Below are 12,657 nucleotides of genomic sequence, written 5' to 3'. Positions count from 1 at the left end.
TTGCCCCTCGCTTTATTCAACAATGATAAGTGGCTCACCAAATTCAACAGGTTGGCCATCTTTGACAAGAACAGTGGTTACCGTGCCTGAGCGTGGTGATGAAATTTGATTCATTGTTTTCATGGCTTCAATAATAAGTAATGTCTCCCCTTCAGAAACATTTTGTCCTACTTCTACAAAAGGTTGCGCGCCTGGTGAAGGCGCAAGATAAGCTGTTCCAACCATCGGAGAGGTTATTGTGTTTTTTGATTTATCTTCTTGGATAGGTTGTATAGGAGTTTCAGTTGTTGGGATTGGCGAAGAGGTTACAGAAAAAGTAGGAGTAGAAACAGGAGCATAAATTGCTTGCTCGGAAGAAGTTGAGGTATTTTGGCGAGAGACACAAATACGAAGCTCCCCTTGTTCAACTTCAATGTTCGTCAAATTTGTATCATTCAAAATTTCAGCAAGATCACGAATAATTTTCGTATCAATTGCGGTATATTTTTCCGAATCCATTTTTTTTGTTGCCATTTTATTTATAACTCCTTGATCAATGAAGATCGTCATTATCTCATTTTATGACCGAATATCTCTAGATTAGGGATGACATCTTTTGAGGCTTGAAAGATTTTTATTTCCTTTAAATCATTATACTTTGCAATTTAAAACTCGTATCTGCTTTACGTAAAATTGCACTTATAAGCCTGTTGTCAAAAAAGAGAAAGCATAAAATTACCTCATTTACAGTATTCTTCATAAAACTGATCAGGTATTCACTGTGTATTGTCTATCGCTTGTTTTAGAATATTTTGTCTGGCTGCGCCAATGAATATTTTATTACCAATGATGTAAGAAGGTGTTCCTGTAATATGAAGTTTAGAGGCAATTTGAATATTTTTTTTAAAGGTATTTTGAAGATTAGGATCTTTTATTGCATTACGTAGTTTTTTTTCATCTGCTCCTAATGAAACAGCTACTTTAATAGCTTTAGCTTCATTTGCACGACCTTGATACATTAAAAGCATTTTGTGAAACTGAGGATATTTCTCTGGAAATTGTTTTCGAAATGCGTAGGCAACAGTATGGGCTGCCATAGAATCAGAGCTTAAAATTGGTAAATCTTTGATAATAACTTTTAAGTCTGGATATTCTTTTATCAATTCTTCTATATGTGAGTAGGAAATTTTACAATATCCACAGTTGTAATCAAAAAAATTGATAAGCACTTTTTTACCATTTTTGTTCCCCAAAATGCCATCATGAGGAGAGTGAAAAATTTCTTTTTCTAATAGATGAATGACAGAAGTTTGTATTTGGTTTTCGTATTCATTTTGTTTTTCCATCTTCTCTTGAAGAATAAGCTGCATTTCAATCATAATTTCTGGATGGGTAAGAAGATACTCTTTGACAACTTGTTGAATATGATGAGAATCAGTGTGTGGTATAATTTTTTCTTTAAGCTTAAATAAAAAGCTAGAATCTTCCAAAAGCTGTTTTTTAAGCTTTTCTAAGTTTAAATGGTTTGCTGTTTTTGAGTGTGATGTTGCGTTTGATAAAGAAGGTAAAAAGATTAAAATACTCGACATAACTGGGACTAAAATTTTTGAAAGAAGTGTTATTTTCGAGTTATGAGAGTGATAAGTCATCTGTATATCTTTATATTTTTAGTGTGTCATTGAGTAAACTATATGAAAAGCGTTATCTATGTGCAATAAAGCATTTAGCTATAAGTGTGTATTTAAGAATGAGAAAAACATCAATTTTTCTCTAAAAAGATTTCATATGATGAACCTTGGAAAGGATTATGTTGTGTAAAGGATAAAAAAACTCTCTTTAATTTGTCAAATGTTGTTTTGCTGTATAAGGGTATCAAAAAGCTTTTTATGCGTATTTATTTCGGGGAAAAGTACGTTGATAATACAATGGAGAGTGTTTGTGTTAATTTTTTCCTGTTGCTTTATTGAGTACTGAAAAACAAAATTAAATAATGAAAAGTGAAATTATGAAAACCACAACACATTATGAGTTGTTTATCATTGGGGGAGGAATAAACGGATGTGGATTGGCAAGAGATGCAGCGGGACGTGGATTTAAAGTTGGGTTGGCTGAAATGAATGATCTTGCATCAGGAACCTCAAGTGCATCAACAAAGCTTATTCATGGTGGTCTTCGTTATCTTGAACATTATGAGTTCAAACTTGTTCGTGAAGCATTGAAAGAACGCGAGATCATTTTACGTATGGCTCCACATATTGTACGTCCTTTGCGTTTTCTCCTTCCTTATCATAAAGAATTGCGTCCTGCTTGGATGTTGCGTTTTGGACTTTTTATTTATGATTATTTAGGGAATTGGAATCAGAAATTATGGCGTAGTAAAACGATTAATTTTTCAAAAAAATTTTGCTCTACACTGAAGAACGAATATCAGAGGGGTTTTGAATATTCTGATGCAAGAGTAGATGATGCGCGTTTAGTTATTGGCAATGCTCGTGATGCAGAAAAGTGGGGAGCTGATATAAAAGTACGGACAGAAGTTCTCTCTTTAAAAAAAGAAGACAATAAATGGCGTATCATTCTTCAAGACAAGTTAACTAGTAAAGAATATAGCGTCACAGCTTCTTATGTTGCGAATATGACAGGACCTTGGATTGATCATGTTTTGGCAAGTGTATTAGACTGTAAAGAACATCCACCAGTACGGCTTGTTAGAGGTTCTCATATTTTAGTTCCCAAGCTTTATACTCATGATCGTGCTTATATTTTTCAAAATGGCGATGGGCGTATTATATTTGCTATTCCGTATCAAGAAGAGTTTACCTTGCTTGGAACAACAGATTGTAACTATCAAGGAAATCCGGCTGACGTTCATATTACTGATACAGAGATTGATTATATTTGTGCAGCAGCCAGTGAATATTTTATACAACCAGTGTTGCCTGAAACTATTGTCTGGTCTTACTCTGGAGTTCGTCCACTTTATGATGATGGAGCTTCAAAAGCACAAGAAATTACGCGCGATTATGTTTTAAAAGAAATGGGAACAGGAACAACACCAAAGATTCTTAATCTTTATGGTGGAAAGATTACAACTTATCGTAAGTTGGCTGAAGATGCTATGAAATTTGTTGAAAAAGAGCTTGGTAAAAAGGGAGAATCATGGACCGCTAAGGCAGTTCTTCCAGGGGGTGATTTTCCCTATAACAAATTAGATACAATCGAAAATAGGATTGCTCTTTTGATGCCAGATTTAGATGCTTTTACACATCGCAGACTTGCACGCTCCTACGGTACGGAAGCATTGGTAATATTTGCACATGGTAAGGCAAATAGAGGAAAAAATTTTGGACATGGGCTTTATGAAGTAGAAGTTAAATGGTTGATGGAAAAAGAGTGGGCTAAAGCATGTGAAGATGTGTTATGGCGTCGTTCAAAACTTGGTCTCCTATTTAATGAACAAGAGGTTGATACTCTTTCTTCCTATATGCAAAACCAAAAAGAGATTGAACAACGTTTATGATCGTTTCATTTTACAGATTTTATCTGCAAGATTGTGAAATATCTTTTTTCAAAAGATACTGATGTCAGCCATACATATTAAAAAGATAATGGTTGTCTATACCCTAATTTTAGTTTTTTCTTTGCAAGAATCATAAAATGGCAAAATTAGATAAAATATTTAGGATGAAATTTGTCTATCTTATAAAGTGAAATCCAAGAATGTTACCAAGAAGAACTCATTGAGAAAAAATGATTTATAATCAGATTCGTGTGAAATAAGGATTTTTTTTGTTCTTTCTTAAAAAGAAGATAAAGGCACTTTCTGTAGCGTTTATTTGCACAATAAGTTAAAAAATTAAATCTATCATGAAAAATTTTATATGTTTTAGTTTATTATTTATTATCTTAAACGCTGAGCTCAATCATGTAAGGACAGAGGCTTGATGAGCGTAAGAAAAACTTATAAATAAGTTTTTTATATTGTAGTTAAAATCTTTTTTTTTCATGTATATACCTGAACACTAATCTATGAGAAATGCGATATTGTGTTTTATCATGATTGATTGTAGTAACCCTTTATATTAATTGAAGATAATGAGCTGTTATTATACTCATGATAGTATAAGAGAATAAAACTTTCCGTAAACTAAAATAAGCATTTTTCTATGTATAAAGAGAGAGTTATCGGGATATGAGAGTAATATCCTCATGATATTTTACAACCTTCCATCGCCTGTAAAATTTGCAGTGGCACCAATGTTGGACTGGACAGACCGACATTGCAGGTTTTTTTATCGTCTTTTAACGAAAAAAGCACTTCTTTATACGGAAATGATAGTAGCAGATGCTGTCATTCATGGTGTTCGCGAACAATTGTTGGCTTTTAGCGATAAAGAACGTCCAGTTGCATTACAATTAGGGGGAGCAGATCCGAAAAAGTTAGCAGAAGCTGCACGAATTGCTGAAGATTTTGGCTACAACGAAATAAATCTCAATGTTGGTTGCCCATCAAATCGTGTTCAAGCAGGTGTATTTGGAGCTTGTTTGATGTTACATCCTGATATTGTGGCAAATGCTTTGGAAGCGATGAAAAAGGCAGTTACTATACCTGTAACGGTCAAATGTCGACTTGGGGTCGACGAACAGGATGAAGAATTAGCTTTAGATCTTTTAGCGAATAAAGTTTGGAATGCAGGGTGTGATGCCCTCTGGGTCCATGCACGTAAAGCATGGTTAAAAGGATTGAGTCCGAAAGAAAATCGCAACATTCCGCCCCTTAATTATGAAAGAGTTTATAAATTAAAACGTAAATATCCTCATAAATTCATTGGGATAAATGGAGGTATTAAATCGATTAATGAGATCAAAGAACACTTGATTTTCTGTGATGCTGTCATGGTTGGTCGCCAAGTTTATCATGATCCAACTTTGTTAAAACATATTGATTTTGAACTCTATGGTGAGTCGCAAAATAATTTGAGTGAAAGTGATCTTATTGAGGTTATGTGTGATTATGCGGCTCGACATATTGCATCGGGGGGGCTGCTTTCTCATGTAACACGTCACATGATTGGTTTATTTCATGGGCGAGGTGGAGCACGTCGATGGCGACAAATATTATCAAATGATGCGACAAAACCAAATGCAGATATATATATTTTGAAAGAAGCTTTTTCTTCTCTCATTGAATAACAATCTGATAATGAACAGATGTTAAAGTTCAGATCCTTTGCAATTTTATTTTTTTGCGATGATTTTAATCACTTTAATTTTATAAGGTTTTGCGAGTTTATAACTTTTGTTTATAGAAAGAATGTTAGGATTTATACATTAAACAACATGCTGTTTGCTCTTATTTAATAGAAAATAGATTAAGGATGTAATGTAAAGATAGTCATAAGATATTGATAATATTTGAATCTTATATGTCCATTATTAGGTTAGAAAATAGAATATAAAAATTATTGCTTTCATAATATTTAACGTTTTTAAAACACTGTTTAAAAAGGCAATAAATTATTCATATCCTATCTATATGACGTGATTCCCATTAAAAATTGTAGATTTTAAAAGGTATTCTCATGACTGCTAGTCCATTTGATGATTTTCGTGCTTTGCTTACAAATTTACCTGTTGCTGATGAGTTTTCTATAATTTTGGCAAAAAAACGGCAAGAAAGCTTAATAAAAGCACGAGGAGCATTAGGAAAACTGGGAGATATTGCTGTTTGGTATGCGGGATGGAGAGGTACCGAAAAACCTATCGTAACGCGACCTTTGGTCGCTATTTTTTCTGGAAACCATGGTATCGTAGAAGAGAATGTTTCACCATTTCCACAATCTATGACACAAAAGATGGTTCAAAATTTTGCAGACGGTGGTGCTGCTATCAACCAAATTTGTATCGCTTATGATCTTGGATTAAAAATATTTGATTTAGCATTGGAATATCCAACAATGAATATTACAAAGGATGCTGCAATGGATGAGCGGAGTGCAGCTGCTACAATGGCATTTGGAATGGAATCCATTGCGGGTGGAACAGATCTTTTATGTATTGGTGAAATGGGGATTGGAAACACAACAATAGCTTCAGCTTTATGCTTAGCATTGTTTGGGGGAGAAGCTGAAGAATGGATAGGAAATGGTATGGAATCAGAAGGTGATTTTTATCAGCGTAAAATTATAGCAGTTAAGACAGCCATTTCTTTGCATAAGGATTATTTTAATGATCCTTTTGAGATAATGCGTCGCTTAGGAGGACGTGAAATTGCTGCTATGGTTGGTGCTATTTTAGCAGCAAGAATAGAAAAAATACCCGTTATTTTAGACGGTTTTGTGGCAACAGCAGCTGCAGCAGTTCTTTATAAAATGCATCCAAAAGCTCTTGATCATACCCTTGTTGGACATGTTTCTTCTGAGACAGCTCATCGTAAACTTTTAAAAAAAATTGGAAAAGAACCACTTCTGGATTTGGGGATGCGTCTTGGTGAAGGGACAGGAGCAGCTATGGCAGCTGGCATTGTCAAAGCTGCTGTTTTAACACATGCACAAATGGTGGTTTTTTAACAAGAAAGTTTGAATGCCTAAAGATAATAAGATGATATAAAAAACTCTTAAGAGTTGTGTTCATGAGTCTTGTCGTGTAATTTAATATAATTAAGTGGAAGTTCTGTTGTATATTTAATCTGTTCCATTGCGAAAGAAGATGAAACATCACGGATGTCAATTTTAGAAATTAATTTTTTATAAAAAAGATCATAAGCTTCAATGTTGGGCACAACAACACGCAATAAATAGTCAATATCTCCACTCATTCGATAAAATTCAATGACTTCACGGAATTCTTGCACAATTTTTGAAAAACGCTTAAACCATTCATGACTATGTGTGTTTGTGCGAATAGACACAAAAACAGTGACGTGCGCATTTACTTTTTCTGGAGAAAGAACGGCAACACGACGCTGAATGACGCCATCTTCTTCAAGTTTTTGAATTCTACGCCAGCAAGGAGTGGTCGAAAGTCCCACTTTTTTAGCAATATCAGCAACAGAAAGTGTCGCATTTTCTTGTAAAAGATGTAAAATTTTTCGGTCAAGACGATCCATGTTTTTTCTCAATATTTTAATTTATAAAAATTTACGCACTAAACGACGCAGATATACAATAAGCTCATCGTTAAACCATGGGTTTTTCTGTAACCAAGAAGTATTTCGCCATGATGGATGAGGCAAAGGCATAACATTATAGCCTTGAGGTTGGGGGATGGAAAGAATATTTCTCCAGTCACAAACGGTTGCTGAAACAGTTTTATGTTTTAATTCCGTAATATGCCACTTTTGCGCATAACTGCCAATAGCAAGAACAAGCTTTATTTGAGGCATCGCTTGAAATATCTTTTCATGCCATATTTCTCGACATTCACGTCTTGGTGGTAAGTCAGCTTTATTGTTGTCATAACCTGGAAAACAAAATCCCATAGGAACAATAGCAAAAAGAGATCTGTTATAAAATTCTTCTTTCGTTACTCCCAGCCAATTACGCAGCCTTTTGCCAGAGCGATCGTTAAAAGGGATAGAAGTTTCATGGACACGCAATCCTGGAGCTTGTCCTGCAATTGCAATCGAAGCCGTATCGGATAAGTAAACGACAGGATTTGGTTCGTGAGGAAGAGGAGGAAAATAATGTGGTTGCTGGATACAAACTCGACAGGAACGGATCTTTTTTTCAAGTTTGATAATATGATTGCATTGTTTCATTAGTCAATGACATTAAAAAATATTTTTCTTATTCAGTGCGAGGATTTGCTTTGCGCCATTCTCGCGGTCGTTGAAAACTTGATGCCCATATTCCTTTCTTTCTCCTTCTAGCTTCTTGTTCTTCTTTGGGGTATTCATAATAACTTACAGCCCAACCATTATGTACAAGCGTTGCATTGATATTTCTAACTTGTTTTGTTTTACATATTGCAAGAACACGACGGTATTGATCTGTTTTATGCCAGTGACATGTAACAATTTGATTTTCTATTAGTTTTTCTAAATATTTTTTTGCCTCAAGCCCACAAGGGTAGCGTTTCTCCTTTTTTCCACAAAATTGGTGGAGTTCAGGAGCATCAATTCCAACTAGTCGAATCTTAATTGAAGAAATCATGATGGAATCACCATCAATGATTATTGCATTTCCTTTAACAGAGTTTTGAAAAGAAAATTTTTCTTTTTGAGGCAACAGCTGATTCTGCTTAAAATAAATTGACATAACAATAAGAATGCTAGCAGTAACAAAAATACTGAAACCGGTAATTTTTTTAAAGCTTCTTAGATTAAAATGAGAATTTTTTTTCATGAAACCAAGAAACTGCTAACATTATTATAACGCACTCTATTTTAGTATTGCTTATAATTCGTCCGAAAAATTTTATTCATATGACAAAACAATGTCTCGTTTTAATGACAAAATTTTCGCTAGAGGGCGCAATAATCAAATACTCATGTAGAATATATGTAAGCAACTTAAATAATAAATCAACTTATTCAAATCCGTATAAAACATACAAATTTTAAAATAACTTTTTAAGCTTAAGAAAACAAAAAACACCCCTCGAAAAACAACCTTGAAGAGCAATATCTACACATTTCTTTTGGAGTATAAAATCTATCAATTCAATGATAAGTCTATTTATTTAATTTTTGTTTCTTTAAATTCAACGTGCTTTTTTACAACTGGATCATATTTACGCTTGCTCATTTTGTCTGTCATTGTACGGCTGTTTTTCTTTGTTACATAGAAAAAACCAGTATCTGCAGTTGATAAAAGCTTAATCTTAATGGTTGCTGCTTTAGCCATAATGTAAGAACCCTATTTATACTGAAAAAAATATTATCGCTGTCAAAACTTATTTCCGATATCATCAGATTTTTCGGCAACAGTACGGATGTTCTCAAAAAAGTCAAGAGCTGATTAATTTTCTCATAAGTTGGACAAACACAAAAATGACATATGAACCGAAAAAAACAGTCAGGGCTATTGAAAAACCGAAGGGTTTAAAGATATCCATGGATTTTCCGATAAAGGTCGCCCCGATAAGTATACCAATTCCATAGCAAAAAATAAAAGCAGAATTAGCAGCAGCAAGTTCTTGCCCGTTGAGACGCGCTCCTAAATGTGCAAGACTAATTGTATAAAGGCTCGCTGATACACCACCCAGAAGAAACAGATCAAGCATCAGAATCCGTGGATATTGAAGAATCCATGGTATTATAAAAGGTCCCACAAAGCCTAAGATAGCACAACTTAACAGCGGGTAGCGTCGATCTTTGGCGTCGTCGCTTATAATGCTGATAGGAATTAAGAGGGAAACATTCCCAAGAGCAAGGGTTGCCATAAAGTATGCTGCTTCATTCTCATTATAACCAATGGATAAACTAAAGGATATGATAAGAGTTAATACGCCCATTTGAATGGCTCCGTAAATAAGGACGGTCACCATTACGCTTGGAACGTGAAAAAGATAATGAAAAAATGACGTATATTGTTTTTTTTGAAATTCTGGACTTAATTTCCAAGCTGCAAGAATTGGTATAGTAGCAAGTATAATAAGGCCATATCCAACAGCAAAAGGAATAAATCCTTGTGTTCCCACTTTTGCTAATAGCGTTGAGCCTATCACAACCCCTAATCCTAAGGCAATAGCATAAATAGAAAGAATCAAACCGCGTTTTTTAGGGTGAGCATAACTGTTGATCAAAAACTCTTATAGGATAAACATAACTGTCATGCTGAAATGTAATATAAACTTTAAAATAAACCAAATCCATATGGTGTCAAAAAAATAGAATCCTAAAAAACTTAAAGATCCTATCGCCATCATAAGCAATATTGTTTGAGCGATGCCTAAGCATAAGGCAATTTGAGACGTAAAAATAGCTGCAACAATTGTGGCAATACCACCAACAGTTCCACTATAGCCGATCATACTATTGAAAATACCTTTCTCTGCCATAAGAAGAGAGACAAGTTGTGTTCCCATTGCCAATGCTGTTCCAACAGTGCCAATGGTTGCAATAGCGGCAATAATTGCACGCAAAGAATTATTTTGAGAGTAAAAATTTTTTTAATGAGAATGCTTAAGGTACTTTTGTTTATTTAAACAATGAAAAGATGAGCTGAAATGGAAGGGAGCCCACACTATCTTTTGCAGCTTCTCTCATTCCCTGAGTATAAAAAACTGCAAGATTTTATACGGTTATTATAGATATAATGATAAAATGTATCCTCTTATATACTAAAGATTGTACACATAAAATAATGTAAATATTACCTATTATAGGCCATCTCTTAACTTGAAGTTATGATTATTTTATTCTTTTATTATTCATATTTTATTTAATGGAGTATAGGAAGATTATTTTCTTCTCCCATAAAAAGTATGCTTTTGTTTTTTTAATTTGTTTTTATGGTAAGATGTCAGTGAAAATTTTAGTAGATGTGGTTTTGTTAAGAGCTCAAAGCATAGAGCGCCAGCAAAAGGTTGTACCGTTATAAGTTTTACTTCTACAACCTCACTGAGTTGATAGCCTTTATGGCTACGCTGTCCTACAAGAACATGTTGTGCTTCATCAAAATGATAATAATCATCTTTAAGTGTAGAAATATGGACAAAACCATCTGTATTGAATTTATCAAGTGAGATAAAAAGACCTGCTTTTGTAACTCCGGAAATGCGACCTGTAAAAATACGGCCGATTTTATTTGTTAAATAGTGAGCAACAAGCCGATCAATAGTTTCCCTTTCAGCCATTATTGCACGGCGCTCGTATAAAGAAATTTGCGTAGCAATTTCTGCAAGATTTTGTTCTTGTGTATCTGTTAATTGATCATTTCCTAATTTCAGGGTTTTAATGAGTGCTCGATGAATAATAAGATCAGCATAACGACGGATGGGGGATGTAAAATGTGTATAATTATGTAAGTTTAAACCAAAGTGGCCGATATTTTTGGGATTATACTCAGCTTGAGATTGTGAGCGCAGAATAACTTGGTTGACCAATTCTTGTTGTGGTGTATTCGTCACTTTTGCCAGAATGCTATTAAGGCGTGCTGAGGTAAGTTCGCTTCCGCGGGAGAGTGGTATCCCCAAACTCTGAAGAAAGCTCCGAAGTATTTCTTGCTTAGCAAGAGAAGGCTTTTCATGAATACGATAAATGAGGGGCTGGTGATGTTGTTTTAATGTTTCAGAAGCTGCAATATTGGCTTGTATCATAAACTCTTCAATTAAACGATGTGCTTCTAACTGTGTTTCACTCACAACATCTTTTATGCATCCATTTTGATTAAGAATAATCTTTTTTTCTGCTATTTCTAATTCTAGTGGTTGGCGACGATTTCGCGCAGCTTTAAGGCATGCATAGGCTTCCCATAAGGGTTGCAAAATGCTTTCAAAAAGAGCGGCTGTTTTTTCATTTATATTACCTTCAATTGCCAATTGTACTTCTTGATAAGAAAGTTTGGCTTTTACACGAATCATAATACGATGAAAACTATGTTTTCGTTTATTACCGTTTGCATCAAAAATCATACGAACGGCTAAAGCTGGTCTTTCTTTTCCTTCACACAGAGAACATAAATCATGAGAAAGGCGTTCAGGTAACATTGGCACAACGGTATCGGGAAAATAAACAGAATTCCCGCGTTTCAATGCTTCTTTATCTAAAGCGCTTCCTGTTTTGATATAGTAAGAAACATCTGCAATGGCCACAATAATAATCCAACCATCATTATTTGCTGGGTCCTTATCCTTGGTTGCATAAACTGCATCATCATGGTCTTTTGCATCTGGTGGATCAATTGTAATAAATGGTAATTGTCGCCAATCTTCACGATTGTCCATATTGGCAGCTTTGATATGTTTGACTTGTTCAAGAACACTTTCAGGAAAAATATAAGGAATTCCTTTCGAAAGAAGAGCAATCATAGAGAGTGTTTTTTCACTCTTAATGTGCCCTAAAACATTCTTTATTTTTGCGTTCTTTAATCCGTAACCAGTATTTTTTTTAATTTCGACTTCAACGAGATCACCAATTTCAATCTTCATTTCTGGAGACATTTCAATAATGAGTTCATTGGTTTTACGGTCTATAGGATCAAGGCGCCATTGATTATTTTCCAATTTTCGTACAACAGCAAATGCGCTTTTGGGAGATACATCAATTTTACGAATAATTCGTCCTGTATAAGGAAGGCTTGAGCTTTCAGAATTTTTATTTTGAAAAACTTTTACAAGCAGATGATCTCCAACACCAATGCTACTTCCTTTTATGTGATGAAAAGAGTGTATTTCAATATTTGGCTTTGGAGAATCGTCCCATTCAAGAGGTTGTGCAATAAAACCTCCATCTTTATCACGTCCGATAATTTTTACTAAAGTAATAGGAGGTAGTTTTCCTTTGTTTATTGCTCTTTTGCGCTGTTTAGAGATAAGATTTTGATCCTTCAACTCACGTAATATATCTCTAAGCCAAATACGAGAATCGCCTTTTAAGTTAAAAGCTTTGGCGATTTCTCGTTTACTTGAGTGGTTAGGATTCTCATTTATAAAGGAAAGGATTTCTTCCTTATTGGGAAAATTTTTCCCCTTGAATGAAGAGAGATATTTTATTTTATTTTCACCTTTAGCCAA

The 12,657-nt window shown here is 34.4% G+C and carries 12 protein-coding genes; 3 read left to right on the top strand and 9 right to left on the bottom strand.

Features of this window, described 5'->3' with window-relative positions; genetic code table 11:
- Nucleotides 1–12 precede the first annotated feature (12 nt).
- Together accB and QHG57_RS06725 are read right to left on the bottom strand one after the other, a co-directional pair.
- Complete coding sequence (gene accB / locus QHG57_RS06730; RefSeq protein ID WP_330167639.1) at nucleotides 13–513, bottom strand: acetyl-CoA carboxylase biotin carboxyl carrier protein; 501 nt, start codon at nucleotides 511–513, stop codon at nucleotides 13–15.
- 242 nt (nucleotides 514–755) lie between these two features.
- Complete coding sequence (locus tag QHG57_RS06725) at nucleotides 756–1,628, bottom strand: DsbA family protein (RefSeq protein ID WP_330168990.1); 873 nt, start codon at nucleotides 1,626–1,628, stop codon at nucleotides 756–758.
- Nucleotides 1,629–1,969: 341 nt separating this feature from the next.
- Here QHG57_RS06725 and glpD point away from each other — a divergent pair, with 341 nt between their 5' ends.
- The 3 genes from glpD to cobT all read left to right on the top strand — a co-directional run bounded on the left by glpD (nucleotide 1,970) and on the right by cobT (nucleotide 6,548).
- Nucleotides 1,970–3,499: a glycerol-3-phosphate dehydrogenase gene (gene glpD, locus QHG57_RS06720; protein WP_330168989.1), complete on the top strand. Its 1,530-nt coding sequence runs from the start codon at nucleotides 1,970–1,972 to the stop codon at nucleotides 3,497–3,499.
- 689 nt (nucleotides 3,500–4,188) lie between these two features.
- Nucleotides 4,189–5,172, top strand: coding sequence for a tRNA dihydrouridine(20/20a) synthase DusA (dusA, locus tag QHG57_RS06715; RefSeq protein ID WP_330168988.1), 984 nt, complete (start codon nucleotides 4,189–4,191; stop codon nucleotides 5,170–5,172).
- 389 nt (nucleotides 5,173–5,561) lie between these two features.
- Entirely contained in the window at nucleotides 5,562–6,548 is a 987-nt protein-coding gene (gene cobT, locus QHG57_RS06710) for a nicotinate-nucleotide--dimethylbenzimidazole phosphoribosyltransferase (RefSeq protein ID WP_330168987.1), read from the top strand.
- A gap of 47 nt (nucleotides 6,549–6,595) precedes the next feature.
- Here cobT and QHG57_RS06705 read toward each other — a convergent pair whose 3' ends face one another.
- The 7 genes from QHG57_RS06705 to rnr all read right to left on the bottom strand — a co-directional run bounded on the left by QHG57_RS06705 (nucleotide 6,596) and on the right by rnr (nucleotide 12,657).
- Nucleotides 6,596–7,087 (bottom strand): Lrp/AsnC family transcriptional regulator, encoded by a 492-nt coding sequence (locus QHG57_RS06705; protein WP_330167634.1) that lies wholly within the window; start codon nucleotides 7,085–7,087, stop codon nucleotides 6,596–6,598.
- Nucleotides 7,088–7,108: 21 nt separating this feature from the next.
- Nucleotides 7,109–7,738: a uracil-DNA glycosylase family protein gene (locus QHG57_RS06700; RefSeq protein WP_330167633.1), complete on the bottom strand. Its 630-nt coding sequence runs from the start codon at nucleotides 7,736–7,738 to the stop codon at nucleotides 7,109–7,111.
- A gap of 28 nt (nucleotides 7,739–7,766) precedes the next feature.
- Entirely contained in the window at nucleotides 7,767–8,324 is a 558-nt protein-coding gene (locus tag QHG57_RS06695; RefSeq protein ID WP_330168986.1) for a thermonuclease family protein, read from the bottom strand.
- 333 nt (nucleotides 8,325–8,657) lie between these two features.
- Complete coding sequence (rpmG, locus tag QHG57_RS06690; RefSeq protein WP_004864083.1) at nucleotides 8,658–8,825, bottom strand: 50S ribosomal protein L33; 168 nt, start codon at nucleotides 8,823–8,825, stop codon at nucleotides 8,658–8,660.
- Nucleotides 8,826–8,928: 103 nt separating this feature from the next.
- Nucleotides 8,929–9,726, bottom strand: coding sequence for an MFS transporter (locus tag QHG57_RS06685; RefSeq protein ID WP_330168985.1), 798 nt, complete (start codon nucleotides 9,724–9,726; stop codon nucleotides 8,929–8,931).
- 6 nt (nucleotides 9,727–9,732) lie between these two features.
- Nucleotides 9,733–10,065, bottom strand: coding sequence for an MFS transporter (locus tag QHG57_RS06680; protein ID WP_330167630.1), 333 nt, complete (start codon nucleotides 10,063–10,065; stop codon nucleotides 9,733–9,735).
- A 318-nt stretch (nucleotides 10,066–10,383) separates the two neighbouring features.
- The gene (gene rnr / locus QHG57_RS06675) at nucleotides 10,384–12,657 is read right to left on the bottom strand and encodes a ribonuclease R (protein WP_330168984.1); all 2,274 of its coding nucleotides are present in this window, start codon (nucleotides 12,655–12,657) and stop codon (nucleotides 10,384–10,386) included.

Source organism: Bartonella grahamii subsp. shimonis (genome assembly GCF_036327415.1).
In the GTDB taxonomy this organism is placed as follows: Bacteria; Pseudomonadota; Alphaproteobacteria; order Rhizobiales; family Rhizobiaceae; genus Bartonella; species Bartonella shimonis.
This window is presented reverse-complemented; position numbering and strand designations above follow the sequence as displayed.